10 protein-coding genes are annotated in these 15608 nt (G+C 38.4%); 5 read left to right on the top strand and 5 right to left on the bottom strand.

Annotation, left to right across the window (positions count from 1 at the left end; all coding sequences use genetic code 11):
- Nucleotides 1-150 precede the first annotated feature (150 nt).
- From gerPC to AC6CHV_RS13020, 4 genes are all read left to right on the top strand, one after another.
- A complete protein-coding gene (gene gerPC / locus AC6CHV_RS13035; protein WP_341332398.1) occupies nt 151-777 on the top strand; it encodes a spore germination protein GerPC in 627 nt (208 codons plus the stop codon).
- Nucleotides 774-953, top strand: a complete 180-nt coding sequence (locus AC6CHV_RS13030) for a spore germination protein GerPD (protein ID WP_099354282.1) — start codon at nt 774-776, stop codon at nt 951-953. Before gerPC ends, AC6CHV_RS13030 begins: the two co-directional genes overlap by 4 nt.
- A 5-nt stretch (nt 954-958) precedes the next feature.
- Nucleotides 959-1342, top strand: coding sequence for a spore germination protein GerPE (locus AC6CHV_RS13025; protein ID WP_341332399.1), 384 nt, complete (start codon nt 959-961; stop codon nt 1340-1342).
- Between the two features lie 299 nt (nt 1343-1641).
- The gene (locus AC6CHV_RS13020; protein WP_099362373.1) at nt 1642-1860 is read left to right on the top strand and encodes a spore germination protein; all 219 of its coding nucleotides are present in this window, start codon (nt 1642-1644) and stop codon (nt 1858-1860) included.
- Nucleotides 1861-1892: 32 nt separating this feature from the next.
- Here the strand turns inward: AC6CHV_RS13020 and AC6CHV_RS13015 are convergent, their stop codons facing one another.
- The 4 genes from AC6CHV_RS13015 to addB all read right to left on the bottom strand — a co-directional run bounded on the left by AC6CHV_RS13015 (nt 1893) and on the right by addB (nt 13833).
- A complete protein-coding gene (locus tag AC6CHV_RS13015; protein WP_498079017.1) occupies nt 1893-5279 on the bottom strand; it encodes an AAA family ATPase in 3387 nt (1128 codons plus the stop codon).
- Nucleotides 5276-6460 (bottom strand): exonuclease SbcCD subunit D, encoded by a 1185-nt coding sequence (locus tag AC6CHV_RS13010; protein WP_341332401.1) that lies wholly within the window; start codon nt 6458-6460, stop codon nt 5276-5278. The genes AC6CHV_RS13015 and AC6CHV_RS13010 overlap by 4 nt, the downstream gene beginning before the upstream one ends.
- 130 nt (nt 6461-6590) lie before the next feature.
- Complete coding sequence (addA, locus tag AC6CHV_RS13005) at nt 6591-10352, bottom strand: helicase-exonuclease AddAB subunit AddA (RefSeq protein WP_341332402.1); 3762 nt, start codon at nt 10350-10352, stop codon at nt 6591-6593.
- Nucleotides 10345-13833 carry a helicase-exonuclease AddAB subunit AddB gene (gene addB, locus AC6CHV_RS13000; RefSeq protein ID WP_498079016.1) on the bottom strand — a complete coding sequence of 1163 codons (3489 nt, stop codon included), beginning with the start codon at nt 13831-13833 and terminating at the stop codon, nt 10345-10347. The genes addA and addB overlap by 8 nt, the downstream gene beginning before the upstream one ends.
- A 169-nt stretch (nt 13834-14002) precedes the next feature.
- Between addB and AC6CHV_RS12995 the strand changes: the two genes are divergently transcribed.
- Nucleotides 14003-15154 carry an MFS transporter gene (locus AC6CHV_RS12995; RefSeq protein ID WP_341332404.1) on the top strand — a complete coding sequence of 384 codons (1152 nt, stop codon included), beginning with the start codon at nt 14003-14005 and terminating at the stop codon, nt 15152-15154.
- Here AC6CHV_RS12995 and AC6CHV_RS12990 read toward each other — a convergent pair.
- Nucleotides 15151-15606: a flavodoxin domain-containing protein gene (locus tag AC6CHV_RS12990; RefSeq protein ID WP_341332405.1), complete on the bottom strand. Its 456-nt coding sequence runs from the start codon at nt 15604-15606 to the stop codon at nt 15151-15153. The genes AC6CHV_RS12995 and AC6CHV_RS12990 overlap by 4 nt on opposite strands.
- Nucleotides 15607-15608: the final 2 nt, after the last annotated feature.

Genomic DNA, 15608 nt, shown 5'->3' with positions numbered 1-15608 from the left:
CACGATTTTTCAAAGGAAATTTTTCGAGCAGTAAAATTAAAGACTAATAACGCCACCTCCTGTGGCAACGTCTTTATGACCCACTTCCTGTGGGCATAAAAATCGGGCGCAAATACACCAAGGCGTATTTGATAGAAAGGGTGAATGCCGTTGTACACGTATCCTTATGACATTAACTCTTATATTCGGAGCCTTCATTACTATATCCAACAACAGAATCAACGAATCGCACAACTAGAAGAGACACTGCAGCTCATCCAGGGAGATCTTAAAGAAATCAAGAATAGGCCAACAACTCAGATAGAAAAAATTGAATATAAATTTGATCAACTTAAGGTTGAAACGTTGGAAGGTACATTAAATATCGGATTAAACCCTATGAACGGAGAACAAATAGAAGATTTTGCAGTTTCACAGAGTAAGATGAATATACCTGACGTCCGACATACCCATAAAGATTTCATTAATGAAATAGAAGATGAAATTGATGAATACTTAAATAATGATTGCTCGGTTTATATTCAAAGTAAGTTAAACCAACAAAGGACTTCAATCCCCAACGAGCATGTCCAGTTTGTTGTGGAAGATATTCGAAAGCAGATCAATGAACGGATTATTTATTATTTAGAACAAAAGCAAACTGAACTCCAAGATCCTACGAGGATACATGAGGTATATACAGCCATTGTTGAAAGAATAAAATTGGATATTCAAAACTCAATCACAGCTTATCTGAATAATCTTCCAGATAATTTGAAAGAAGGTCACGATACATGAACTTTACTGTTGTAAATAAAGAAATCCATGTTGGGAATATTGAAATCGTTGGAGTCTCCACTTCTTCTGTTTTTATTATCGGGGACGCTAAAACAATATCAATGGCATCTGCGTTTGATACTCCACCGGAATCACTGATTATTGGACCATACGTTCCATTAGCACCACAAGGTTGATGTCTATGCAACGAATATCCGTTGTTGACCTTATTTATGTCAATTCTGTATCTTTTAGTAGTATTTTAGAAATTGGAGACTCAAAAAAAATCACCCCTGTTTCTCAGGCACTTGCGGTACAAAGAGAGGTTCCACTTTTTTTTACAAATGAAGGGGATTTTTCACAATATCCTATTTTTTCAATGGAACTTCCGAAAGTAAAAGTGACTGAATCCGTTAATATGGAGATATTTAATCAGAACCCAGTTATTAAGGTAAATTCCATAAAGGTAACTGGAGTTTCGTCGGCTGCCGTAATGCAAATAGGTTCAACGGAAACGATTCACACTGAATCAAAGGTAAAGCATATTCGAAAGCTCCTTGATGACAAATCAAAGAAGAACAGGTAACGAAATACCCAGTTTTTCATAAAGTAATAGTATGATAAATTAAATTGTAAAAATAGGCTTCAATAGGAGGACAAAAAGGACCAAGAAGATCAAGGCGGTGCAGTTTTGAGTACCGGAGCGAGGCAACTGCTTGAGTTAACTCCCTTGCAGCCTTGCGCTGAGGAATTGACTTCGTGAATAAACTAGTAGACGCAAGTGCATAATCTGGTTATTCACCATGTACTCGGAGCAACTTACGCAGAAATTCGATGTGTCATTTTTATCCGACTTTTGAGCTTCCTCTAAAAGGATGACGCGATATGCCCTCAATAGTAGGACCAATCAAAATCAATAGTGTTGGTGGCGGAGTTGTGAATTTCGGGGACTCCTTCTATGTTTCACCAAAGAGCACAGGTAAGACATATTCAGGCTCAGGCTCGTTTAATACTGGTGACTTTATCTGTACAAATAATGGTTTGAATGCTACCAATACAAACGATGAAGATTTTGCAGACCAACTTATTAAAAAGAATGCATAGAAAAAAGGCCATTACTGGCCTTTTTCCTATTTCTATAAAGTTTCTAATTTTACAAGCGTTCCTCTGCCAGAAGGCTCAGCAGGTTCAACAATTAGACGTTTTGGCAGCCTTGCCCTTAATTCCTGAACGTGGCTAATGACGCCTACCGCTAATTGTTTTGAGTGAAGTTTTTCAAGTGCGGATACAACAGTATCCAGTAAATCTGCATCCAGTGTTCCGAAGCCTTCGTCTAGGAAGAAGAATTGTAATGGATATTCTCCCCTTAGTTGGATTTGAGCAGATAATGATAGTGCCAGCGCCAATGATGTTAAGAATGTTTCCCCTCCGGAAAGTGTTGTCACAGGTCGTCTAACACCGCCATTTGCATCATCCCTCATAATAAATCCACCCTGTGAATCCACTTCAACAGCATAACGCTGCCTTGTTAAAATACCGAGTCGATCTGTAGCATCATGACTTACTTGGACTAATTGTTCTTCGGCAATATATTCTACGAAGCTATTCCCTTTAAATACGGATTGTAGCTTATTATATTGCTCTACTAGTTTATCTAATTCAATTCGTCTATCTTCAAGCTCGTTGAAACGCTCATGTTTATCTAAAAGAACTTGGAGAGCCTTTAATGCAGCTCCCTTTGTTTCTACTGCTTGATTTAGCATCTCTCTCATTTCGGTACGTATTATTTGGATTTCTTCCCATTTTTCTTTTGTTAGTTCTTCACCATTAAGTAAATCATTTACTTTTTGCAAATCAGTTTGGATTTGCTTGAAACGATCCCAGAACATGTCAATTTGTTTTTGCAGTTCTGATTGCACATGTTTGGAAAGAAGCGATTCCTTCACATCAGATATTGAATTAAAGCTTGTAGTCTCAAGCACATCATTCCATTTTGCTGTTGCTTTTTCACTTCGAAACTTACCATCTTGTACAGCCTGCAAGGCTGCATGGGTTTCGTTTTCGAGTTTCTGACATTGTGATTGGACCATCTGCCAAGATTCATACGCGATACTCTCAGTTTCTTCAAGCTTTTCTACCATTTGCTCGGTTTCAGCCACTAGCTGCTTGATGTTGTTTTCTCCAACTTCTTTTGAGAGCTTTTCATTTGCTTCTGTTAATGCCTCAAGTTTACCCTTTAAGGTTGATTTGATTTCAACAATATGCCGTTCAATGGTATTACAGTCATCCTGATATTTCTTCTTTTCTTGTTCTTTTCGTTCTAATAAATTTGTTGCACTTTCGATTTCAACAGAAAGACTTTGTGCCAACTTATCATTTTTCGATATTACTCCAAGCTTCGCTTCAACTGTTTCGAACTCAAGCTGAGGAAAAGTTTGCTTCCAATTCATGAACTGTTCTTTCACTTTTTGTTGTAAACTTGCAACGCGCACTTCCAGTTCATTATAGGACTTCGCGTTAATTGATATTGTCTGTTCTAGCTGACTTACTTTTTGCATGACCGCTCGGATTTCTTGGATCACTTTTCTTCCTGCTTCTTGAATCTTTAAGTAATCCTGATGTAATGATTTTTGTTCGACAATTAGAAATTGAAATTTTTCGGTTAAATCACCCAATTCCTGATCATTTACCGCTGTATTAGATTTTGGAGGGATAGTCATTTCACCTGGATATTCTTGTACAAGCCCCCCAGAAATTTGTTCAAGTTTAATCTTTAATGTAGAAAACTCTTGTTTCACACTACGTGCTAATGCTATCTCATTTGTCAATTTTTCAATTTGTGTTTCTAAGGAATCTCCATAATCCTCATGAACAACTGGATTTGGATGATGGGTAGATCCGCAAACTGGACATGGTTGCCCAGATTGAAGCTGGTTAGCAAGCCTGATGGCAAGATTATTTCTACGGCTATCCTCTAATTCTTGCTTGAGCCTAGATAATTTTACTTCCGCAAATCCGATAACCTTCTCGCATTCTCTATCCCGTTCACAAACCGTTTCATATGTTGATGCATTTTTTATAAAGATGGTTTCCATTTTGTGTTTAGCTTGGGCAAGTGACTCATATTGAGAATGTAGCTTTTCTTTCGTTTGCTCGAGCTGTACGCAATTCTTTTCCAATTCCGTCTGTTGGTCCTTAAGGCTTTCAGTGGAGAACATAATGGATTGTTTTATTTGATTCGCTTTTTGAAGCTCCTCACGAACATCTGCTGAAACAGTTAATTGAGACAGCTTTTCTCTCCGTTCTTTTTGCATTTCTGAGTCTGATGTAATGGATGCTGCGATCGCTTCAATCTGATTTTGCTTTTCACGTACAAGTGATTGTAGGTTGTTCACTTGTTGTTGTAGTTCATTTACTTCCTTTTCTAGACTGATTGCTCTTTCCTGAACAATGATAGCATCTGAAAGTCTTTGTTTCTTGGTTAGATAATACGGTAGCTTTTCAGTCTTTTCCTGACGTGCCTGATGATACTCATTGGTCTTGATTTCATTTTCCTCTTTTTTTGCCGTTAACTGGCTTTGTAGGGATTGATAACGAACAGTTGCTTTTTCTAAAGCATCCTTCGCCGTTTCGTATTCTTCGAGATATGGCAGGATAAGAGCAGCTGTTTCTGCATTCTTCCGTTTTTCTTCAAGCTGAAGAATTTGCGGTTTCTCTTGATCCATTTCAACTAATTTTTGTGATAGAGCGCTCTTTTCCAGCTGCCATTGCCAAATATTTTTACTTTTTTCAAAATCAGCGTCTATCTTATTAACTTCGTTTTGACGTTTAGTCAGAAGAACTTCTGTTTCTTTTAGCTCTTGTTCCGCAGCTTTAATTGCTTCTGTTGATGCATCCCCTAGACCAGCCTGCTCGGCTATTACTTCGTTCAACTCGTTTTTTGCTGTCGTTAGCTTATTCTTTAACTTTTTATTTAGCTTGTCCCCATATTGTTCAAGATTGAATAGACGTTGAAGCATTTGTCTACGGTCTGCACCTTTCAGTGATAAAAACTCAGCGAACTTTCCTTGTGGTAATACGACTGCTCTCGTAAAGTCATCAATCGTCAAGCCTAATAAATCCTGTACGCACTGATTTACCTCACCAATTTTATCAGCCAGTACAACAGATTCCTCACCTACTTCAATAATCCGACTCACTGAGGATTTGACCTTTAAATCATCCTGTCGTTTAAAGCTACGTTCAATCATATAACGCTTTGTTCCTTTGGCATTTTCAAGTTCAAATACAAAAGAAACATGAAGTTGATTTTCTGCATGATTCAAAATCCCATGGGTATTATTTGATGCGCGTTCAACCTTTCCATACAAGGCAAGTGTCATAGCATCAAGGATTGAGGACTTTCCACTTCCTGTCGGACCAAATATCCCAAAAACTCCTCCTTCACAAAGGGAGCCAAAATCAACAGTTTGTTTCTCTCGAAAGCTATGAAGCCCTGCTACTGTGAGTGTAATTGGTTTCATGCTTCATCACCTTCCCCATCTGCATCTTCAGTAAGGAGTTCTAAAAACAACTTTGTAAGTTCAGGCTCTGGTTTTGCCCCACCAGTCTGTTTTTCATAAAAACGTGCAAAAAGTTCATCAATTGGGGTGTTCGTACTTACAGTCCGTTCCAGTTTATCTTTTTCGAGTTCATCAAAAACAGGCCGAATATGGATCAGGCCACTATGATACTTACGCAATCTATGAATCTCTTCGATTGATAACGCATTTGTTACATGAATTTCAAGGTCAATCCATGCATTTGCATCCTTGCCTTCATCAAGCCAACTGTATACTTGAGCAAGCCCCTCTTTTGCCTTCCATCTTATAAGTGGCCTTCCACTTGATAAAAACACCTCAGACATTTCAACCGGCAGGCCAGGTTTTGCATCTAAAATTGTAACTGACTTCGCATAACCAGCCTCTGAGAAACTATAGGCTAATGGTGAACCTGAATATCTTGCGATGGTTTTCGCTCTTGATACCATTTGCGGGCGATGCAAATGCCCTAATGCAACATATTGTGCAGATTCCGGAAGGCTTGTGGCTGCAACGGTGTACGCTCCGCCAACTTCAATTGGTCGCTCAGAATCAGTGCTACTGCCACCTGTCACATAAATATGACTCATTGCGATATTAATCGTTTCAGGTGTGAAAGCTTTACTCATTTGTTCAAAGATTCCTTGAATCCGTTGGTCATATTTATCTCGAAGCATTAATTCTTCATGAGATTCAGATAGTACTTCAGCCAATCGTGACTCAGACGGGTATGGTAATGCTGCTAGTTTAAGAGTTTCATTTGTAGAGGGTACATAGATGGTTTGGACATCCATCGTTGGCAAGCCCAGTAATTGAATTCCCTGACCGTGTGCAAGTGGTGATGCTGCTGACAAGCGGTCAGGATTATCATGGTTTCCTGCAATGATTGATATTGGTCGCTTACCCCCATCTGATAAACGAGAAATACTTTCATAGAATAAGCTTTCAGCTGCAGCTGGTGGATTTACTGTATCGAAGGCATCTCCAGCCATTAGCACAACATCGATTTTTTCTTCCTCGACGATTTTTACAAGCTCATCCAAGAATTGTGCTTGTTCTTCTAATCTACTTCTTCCCTCAAGTGATCGACCTAAATGCCAATCAGCGGTGTGAAGAATTCTCATTTGAAAGTCCCCTTTCTAAACCGTAATCCAGTACTATTATTTTAACATAGGAGGCTGGCTGGAAATGGTAGAGTTAACTGGAAATTGATATAAAAAGTACTGCCCTAAATTAAGAGCAGTACTTCTTAAACTACACCTCTAACAAATGGCCACCATCAAAAAAGTATAAATACTTTTCTGTAAGTGGTTTTCTCCAAATGTGTTCAATGGCCTTACTATATAATTCAAGCTGTACACGATAACGGTCTATAAGCTCTGGCTTTGCATCATCAAAGCTTCTGAACTTCCCAGTTATTGTATCTGTTTTATAATCAATCAGAACAATACCTTTATCATCCTCAAAGATACAGTCAATGACCCCTTGGATAAGGACATTTTCCCGCTGTTCATCAGACCAGTCCGCATAGGCATCAATAGCTGAAATAGCTACACTAAACGGAACTTCTCGTCTTACATTTTCAGCTGCAAGCATACGCTTTGCAAGATCCGATTTAAAAAATCCCAGAATACTTGTTACATCAATAACATCAGCCTGTTCCTGTGTTACTAATTCATGATGAACCATTTTTTGAATCTGCTCACGAATTGATTCTTCATTTATTGGTTCAACAAGGCTAATATGCTGCATAACCATGTGCATCGCTGTACCACGTTCTGCAGGTGTCAATGATTTTTGCTGCATGAACCTTGGTCGATCTGCAGAGCTCGAGCGGAACTTTGGAAGAAAGAGTGTATCACTTTGTTCATCCATGCTCTCTCTTTGTCTTTTGATTTCTGAAACAGATTGTTTGGAACGCTTATTCGCCGCAGATTTAAATGGATAACTCCAAGTTAATTGACGTTCAACTCTTTCTAAAAGTTCACTACTGACTGGAATTGGCTTTCCATCTTTCATTGCGGCTTCTATTTGTTCTTGCTTACTTTCTTCCCCAACCTCAATTTTTTGTAGCTCTACAGAAGGAATTGTACGAATCTCCCATTTTGCTGGATGATTTACGATGTCGGTTGGGATCTGGTCAACTGTTTCTTCCCCTCGTAACAGCATGGCATCCTTATGTCGAATTAAACCGTGTCCTATCCAATCTAAATAGGATTTTGCACCTGCTCTTAGATGGTCTGCAATTAACCATTCTTTGTTTTGAAGTGTGGCCTGCCATCTACCAATTTGCTTCTCTACATCCTTCACCGTACCAACAAGATATAGCTTCTCCTTTGCTCTCGTAAGGGCCACATAAAGCACGCGCATTTCTTCTGAAATCAGCTCTAGATGCATTTTCTTCTTAATCGCAAGCATAGGTAGAGTTGGATAGCTAATCCTAAGCGTTGGATTTACATATTTCGTTCCAAATCCAAGCTCTTTATCTAATAAATATTTTTTATTTAAATCCATCATATTAAATTGCTTCGAAAGTCCACCAACAAACACAACAGGGAACTCTAGTCCCTTACTTTTATGAATTGTCATAAGGCGGACAACGTCCTCTTGTTCCCCAAGGGCTCTTGCGGTACCCAAATCATCGCCACGATCCTGCATGCGTTCAATAAATCGCAAGAAACGAAATAATCCTCTAAAGGATGTCGCTTCATATTGACGGGCACGGTCGTAAAGTGCACGAAGGTTTGCTTGACGTTGCTTTCCTCCAGGCATGCCCCCTACAAAATCATAAAAGTACGTTTCTCGGTACAATTGCCAAATCAATTCAGATAATGAACCTGTTCTTGCTCTTGTACGCCAGCTATCTAACTTATGATAAAAATCGGAGACTTTCCCGTGTGTTGCATCATCAGAGGATACTTCCTCTAGAAATACCTTCAACGCCTCATAGTAAGGACTGTTTTTTTCAAACGTTCGAATTTTGGCAAGCTCATCAGCTTCTAGCCCAACAATTGGTGAACGTAAAACGGATGCGAGTGGAATATCCTGGTATGGATTATCAATCACTTTCAATAAGGACATCATAACGCTGACTTCTGTCGCATCAAAATAGCCGGTTGAAAGATCTGCATATATCGGAATGCCTTGTTGTTTGAATTCCTCCATAATTTGAGGAGCCCATGGCATTGAACGCATCAAAATGACAATATCGCGATACGTGATGCTCCTCATACGATTTTCTTTGCGATCATATACTTGGAATCCAGAGTAAATCATATCCTTAATTTGCTTCGCCATCGCGCGAGCTTCAAGCTGTGCTGTTTCAAGCTCTGCTTCGTCAAAGAGGATCAGTGGCTCTTCATCTTCCTCATTTTCTTCTGGCTCATAACTCGCTACTTCTTGGCCATTCTTATCAATTAACAATAGTTCTGCAGCCATCTGATTACTTTCTGGATAATCAGCGCCTAGCTTTAGCTCAGCATCATCGTCATATTCTATTTCACCAACGGCTTCACCCATGATTTGTTTGAACAGATAATTCGTTCCGTCCAAGACCTCAGCACGGCTACGGAAGTTTTTCGATAAATCGATTCTTAATCCAGTATTTTCTCCTAATTGGGTAAACCTTTTATATTTACTTAAGAACAACATGGGTTCTGCAAGTCGAAAGCGATAAATCGACTGCTTCACATCCCCAACCATAAACATATTTCCAGTTGCTTCTCCGTCTTTTGTAACTAGTTTTAAAATGGACTCCTGTACCATATTGGTATCTTGATATTCATCCACAAAAGCCTCTTCAAATTGGAGTCGGTATTCAAGCGCTGCTTCGGAAGGAACTAACTCGTCTGATGAAGTTCCATCTTTTCGTAAAATTTCAAGACAATAATGCTCTAAATCAGAAAAGTCAACTAGTCCCTTTTCTTCTTTTACCTTCTGAAATCTGTCACCGAATTCCATTACAAGTTCAACAAGCATTTCAATAGACGGCAGCATTTCTTTGATATTATCTAAATAGCTTTCAGGAGGTCGGCTGAACAAATCTTCCTTTATTTTTTCAACCTGCTTTTTCGCATCGTCCCTAAGCTTTGTTACCTGGTCCTTCAGATTTTCGTCATACTCATCACCCTTAACCGGCTTGGCTCTGCCAAATACAAGAGTTTGCATTTCATGATAAAGTGCCGTCCATGAGTGGTTCTTCGCATGTAAGAGGCGATGAATTTGTTCAAGGTCTGCTTCAATATTTTCTGCCCTTGGAGCAGGTCCTCCAGGCATTCGAATTAAGTCCATTGCATGTTCTAAATTAGCTTTTGCCCCCTCAAGCTGAAGAGTAATATCTGCTAACAAATATGGAATATACGGAGTTTGATCTAAACTTTGATCATCTACTCGGTAATCCTCCACAATTTGCTTAAGCCATTCATTAGGAGTAGGATGTGCTCGTGAAAATTCATATAGTTTTCGAATTATATTTTGCAATTCAACATCAGTACGGTCATTCGTAAAGCGATCAACTAAGTCAAAGAATTTCGTGTTTTCCAGTTTGCTGTAATGCTCTTCAAAAAGTTCTTCCATTACCTCATCTCGCATCAACTCTGCCTCAGTTGAATCTGCTATTCGAAATCCAGGGTCAATGTCAATTAAATAGTAAAACTTCCGAATGACTTCCAAACAGAAAGAGTGAATCGTTGATATTGAAGCACGGTTTAGTAAGCTAAGTTGGCGTCTAACATGTAAGGAAGCTGGATCTTCCTTTAATGCTTTTTCTAGCGCTTCTCCAATTCGATTTCTCATTTCAGCCGCAGATGCATTTGTAAAAGTCACAACAAGTAAACGGTCAACATCAACCGGATTTTCCTTAGATAATATTTTTCTGATAATCCGCTCAACAAGAACTGCCGTTTTACCAGAACCCGCAGCAGCTGCGACTAAAATATCTTGACCATTTGAGACAATCGCTTTCCATTGATCATCGGTCCATTGACTTCCTTCTGGCTTTGGTATGAGATTAGTCATGAATTTTCACACCTCCATTCCGAATTTTCTCGAGGATAACGTCTTTACTTTCATTTGGGAGTACTCGGTATTTATTTTCCTCTAAACTTTGATCAAACTGACAAACAGATTTAAACGAACAAAAAGTACAAGGCGTTTTATCCTTAAGTTTATATGGTGCAATATCAATTTCACCATTGGTAATCCTGTTTCCAGTGTTTTTAAAGACTCCCCGTACATGGTTGCGAAGATATCCCAATTCTTCTTCACTTGCCACTTGTGAATTAGAATAAAAGCTACCATCCTTCTTAATGGCTGCAGAGACAATTTGTGAGTAGCCTGTCCCGAGAGATTGGTCCATTAAACGAACAGATTCCTCATCCCCTAATAAGAGTCCTTTCATTTTAAATCTCTTAAAAATTTCCTCTTCAATTTTATCCTCAGACAGGACTTTATTTGAATGAATTAATGGATCATGGATATGGAAATATAGAACTCCTGCAGGTTTTGCAGCAGTACCAATCCAATCTTTTGAGTGAGTAATAATTACATCCAAATACGTTAGCATTTGTAGAGCAAGGCCATAATAAACCTCTGAGAGATTAAGTGCCTTTTGACTAGATTTATAGTCGATCACTCGTAAAAGCACACCATTTGAGCTTTCTGCTTTATCAACGCGATCTATTCTACCAATTAGTTCCATTGTACTGCCATTATCCAAATTAAAGCGGATTGGTGGAAGTGGGCCCTTCTTACCAAAGCCCAGCTCAATTCCTACTGGGGCAAAGCCACTTGCCTTCGCATGGTCACTTAAAATCTTTGATGCACGACTAATGATTTTTTGTAATTTATGCATGATATAGTGATAACGATTTGAGCTTAATAAAATTTCCTTCTGTAATCGTGGAGCTAATTCTTCTACTGCTTTTATCGCTAACTTGTCACATTGCTCTTTTGTTAAGTCCCGCCAGTCGATACCATTTTTTCGTAAAAAATCGGCAATATTCTTTAAAGCCGCATGGAATAAATCACCGATATCAGGAGATTCCAAGCGGAATACTTTCCGTTCTTTCAACTGAAGTCCATAGCTTGCAAAATGGGAGAAAGGACAGCCCTGGAACACTTCCATTCGAGAAACGCTCCCTTGAATATGTTCACCATATAGGGCATCCGTTATTTCTTTTGATAGCTTTTTCGGTTTGTTTTTATAAAATAAACTACTTAATACAAGCTGACTTTTATCTTTCATTTCATCGTGGTTTGCAAAATAATTGTATACATCCCACCATAAATCCTGAATTGGATACTGCTTTTTCCAAGCCTGTAATTGTGTTGCCAATGAAGATAAGGCAACATCAGGATTCACAATGTATTCTAATTGTTCTATAGCTGGTAACTCTGAAGGTTCATTCATGTAAAACTTTTCTTCTGCATTTGGGAATAAATCCTTCAGACGTTTTATGATGGGTGATGGAAGAAGTGACTTTCCTTCTTCGTTAGCTAAAGGATAGCTAATATACAAAGCTTCCTGTGGACTAGTTAGTGCACAATAAATAAGGAAATTTTCATCTAAAAGAGTCTCTCGACTTCCTGGCGCTAATTGTAAACCAGCATCACCTAATGTGTCTCGGTCTGATTCCGAAAATACACCTTCTTCATTTGGACGTGCAGGAAGGACACCATCATTCACACCGATAATAAAGGTACATTTAATGTTTGAAAATCTTGACCGTTCCAAGCTTGCCACAAGGACTTGGTCAATCGCAGGAGGCACTAGTGCAAATCGCATGCTTTCTAACCCAGTTTCAATCATGTTACTAAACGTAGTTAGGGAAACTTTTTCGTCACCAACGATTTCAACATATTGATCTAGTAGTTCTAAAACCGCATTCCACACCTGATCATTTTCTCTTGCCTCCGAAAGTCGTCCAGCGAGTTCTGCGTTCAACTTTAACTCTTCCATTTTTGCAGGGATTTCAAGATCCTCTAAATACAGAAAAAGTGCCTCGCACATCCCTCTACCGTCCTTCGCTTTTTGGAGACGTTTCCCTAGGGAAAGTAACGGTCGGGCAATCATGTCACGAAGATCATTTAGCTTGTCCTCATATTCACGTTCTTTGTCTGTTTGCGGAAGGTCTGAATCCTCCAATCCCCTTATGCGCTTATATTTCCATCGCTTATCATTTGTCCATTTATAGCCTTGAATCCCGTACTCAAGGACATAGTTTTCAAGCTTGTCCATGTCCTCTCGAAGTGTTGAAATCTCTTCACCAAAAGGATATAGGAGATCTGTTTTAACACAACGAAATACAGACTCATAGCGCCAATTGCTATTTACGACCTCAAGACTTGAACGAATCAATTCAATTAATGGATGATTTAACATCGATCGTTTTTGGTCAATGAAAAATGGGATGTGATAGTCTTGAAAGATCGTTTCGATAATTTCATGATAATCACTCGCATTTCGAATCATAATCGCAATATCACGATATCGATAATTTTTATCCCTGGCTAATTTTTGAATTTCACGCGCAATCCCTTCAATTTCAGCACGGCGATTCACCGCTTGGTTTAGTGTGATTGACCCCTTACCTTTATATGGAATTGTTGGTCTTTCATCAAAATATCTTTCTAGATGTGCTAAAGAAGGTTCAGAGGAGTAGCGATATTGACTTGTTAACAAAATGGGCTCCTCAACCTTTATCCTATTTTCTTGAGCGAATTGAATAATAGATTGATAGGTTTTTCCAGTCATTCGGAAAAGACTTAAATCATGTGGCGGAACTTCATACGCCTTATCAATCGTTAAAGCAATTGATACTTTCTTTGAGACTTTCATGAGCTGTCCTAAGACTTCAAGCTCCTGTGGGGTAAAGCTATGGAAGCCATCAATTAAGATTTCAGCTTCCTTCATATAGGTCGATTGAGGAATTTTTTCCGCTAAAAGTCGTAAATAATCTTCAGAGTCCACATATTTCTCAAATAGATGCTTTTCTAATTCATCATATAAAAGTTGAAGATCATGTAATTTATCTGAAAGTACTTTGTTATCAGGTTCAACTGTTTGTTTTTGTTCTTTAAGAATTTCAGGAGTAACACAATATCGTTTAAACTCCGCGACCATTTCTTCCATTTGAGTAATAAATCCATTTTTATCGGCAGCACGTGAGAAAACCTTAAGGTCCTGTTTTTTGGAATCAATAATCTTACGAAGCAGCATATTCACTCCAACATTATTCACATGATAACGGCTCATCCCCCCTGTTTCTTGCAAAACTCGCCATGCCAAACGAGTAAAACTGAATACTTGAGCTCTCATCATACCGCCAATTCCAGGGGTATTGATTAAATCATATTCTGATTGGAACGTCATTTGGTCTGGAACTAAATACACAATTGGAGAACCAGTAGGATCTTCAATAAGCTTTGATCGAATCTCTTCAAGACATGTGTATGTTTTACCTGTACCAGCACGTCCTAATATAAATTGTAGAGACATATAGTAACCTCCTAAAGAGAGAGAAATAATTCGTTTCATTCTTATCCTCTAATTGTATCAAAAAAAATGTCGAACAGTGAATTGTAACACCATCCAGATTCTAGAAATGTTCTTTTTCATAACAATAATTCCAGTTTAGGCATATCTTACAAAAGGGTGGTGGTTTATCTTGAAGCATTTATTTCTTGTAGCATTTTTGCTTATTATTACGGGGTTATTTGTTGCGGCTAATATCTACACATTTATTCCCATTTATCAAAGTATTTCAGATTCAATTCATATTTCTATTGAAAAAGCAGTACTTGGAGGAAGCATTTTTTCGTTTTTTTATGCTATTGGGTTACTAACCTTTGGTCCACTTTCTGAAAGGGTAGGCAGAAAAAAAGTGATTGTATATGGCTTATTCTTATCAATTGTTACGACTGGGTTAGTTAGTTTTTCTTTTAACGAGGCAAGTCTATATGTTTTTCGTGGTTTACAGGGGTTTGCACTTGGAAGCTTTGCACCGGTAGCGTTTGCCTACACATTTGAAATATTTCCAGTTCAACATCAGACCCTTGTACTAGCCCTTATTAATAGCGGTTTTTTAATTGCCGGAATACTCGGACAGCTTATGAGCTCAAGTATCACATATTTTTATGGTTGGGAGAATGTTTTTTATTGTTTTGCTGGTATCTATCTTGTTCTTTTTATTGGTAGTTTGTTCATATACCCCAGTTTACCAGTTACGAAAAAAGATGATGCATCCCTTTTACAAGACTTTTATAAAATTGTAAGAAACCCTGCATTAGTCATATGCTATATCATCACTTTTTCAATTTTGCTATCCTTTGTTGCGTTCTATGATGGAATCGGTCAATATTTAAATGAACAACATGGGGCCGACGAACAGACATTATTCAAAATCAGGGCAATTGGACTGATTGGTGCATCTTTATCCCTATTTACCGGAAAATTTGTACAACGATTTGGAGACCGTAGAACATTATTATTTGGACTAATCCTAGCTACCACAAGTCTTATTTTTCTTTTCATGTCCCAAACACCTGGATTAATCGCAATTCTAAGCGTACCTTTTGTTGCGTCAATATCTTTGCTCTTCCCTTCAATCATTTCCCTTGTAGGAAAGTTGGGGGAACACGCACGTGGTTCCGCTATTTCGTTATATTCATTTACATTATTAACCGGCGCTAGCCTTGGTCCAATCATTGCATCAACTTTAGATTTTCCTATATTACTAGTGATGCTCATTGGAGTATTTATTTTTAACATTGCCATGGGTTTACGTTTAAAATTTTCCTATGAAAAAGGGTACCACTAAACAGTGATACCCTTTTGACTATTTACTCGATCTGTTACAACTTGGGCAAAGCGCTCAAATCGATGTTCATCCATTTGCTGTGGCATTAGTTCAATTTTTAATGTAGCTGCTAAATTTGAGTGTACGTAAAGCATATCGCGAAATTTATCAACCGCCCCACAAAAATTTGGATAGCATTGATCCCCAGTACCAAATACACCCGTTACTATACCCTTTGTATGATTGTTCTCAAAAGCACGGTAAAGCTGAATCATTTCTAAAGGAATATCTCCATCCCCCCATGTATAGGTACCGATGATGACGACACCAAAGGATTCTAATTCGTAAAAAGGAAATTGTTCTACCGAATAGATCAAACACTCACTTGTATACCTTCTCATATAATGGTTGATGATTCCTGCTGCTTCCTCTGTGTTTCCTGTGATTGATGTATAAACAATGGCGACTTTCATTC

The organism is Ferdinandcohnia sp. GQ5, assembly GCF_059759275.1.
The sequence above is the reverse complement of the archived record's forward strand: the minus strand, read 5'-3'. Positions and strand labels throughout refer to the sequence as shown.

What these genes read in the sequence shown, in the direction of transcription:
- AC6CHV_RS12990 (WP_341332405.1), bottom strand. Translation starts at nt 15,606, where the DNA reads ATGAAAGTCGCCATTGTTTATACATCAATCACAGGAAACACAGAGGAA.
- addB (WP_498079016.1), bottom strand. Translation starts at nt 13,833, where the DNA reads ATGTCTCTACAATTTATATTAGGACGTGCTGGTACAGGTAAAACATAC.
- addA (WP_341332402.1), bottom strand. Translation starts at nt 10,352, where the DNA reads ATGACTAATCTCATACCAAAGCCAGAAGGAAGTCAATGGACCGATGAT.
- AC6CHV_RS13015 (WP_498079017.1), bottom strand. Translation starts at nt 5,279, where the DNA reads ATGAAACCAATTACACTCACAGTAGCAGGGCTTCATAGCTTTCGAGAG.
- AC6CHV_RS13025 (WP_341332399.1), top strand. Translation starts at nt 959, where the DNA reads ATGCAACGAATATCCGTTGTTGACCTTATTTATGTCAATTCTGTATCT.
- AC6CHV_RS13030 (WP_099354282.1), top strand. Translation starts at nt 774, where the DNA reads ATGAACTTTACTGTTGTAAATAAAGAAATCCATGTTGGGAATATTGAA.
- AC6CHV_RS13020 (WP_099362373.1), top strand. Translation starts at nt 1,642, where the DNA reads ATGCCCTCAATAGTAGGACCAATCAAAATCAATAGTGTTGGTGGCGGA.
- AC6CHV_RS13010 (WP_341332401.1), bottom strand. Translation starts at nt 6,460, where the DNA reads ATGAGAATTCTTCACACCGCTGATTGGCATTTAGGTCGATCACTTGAG.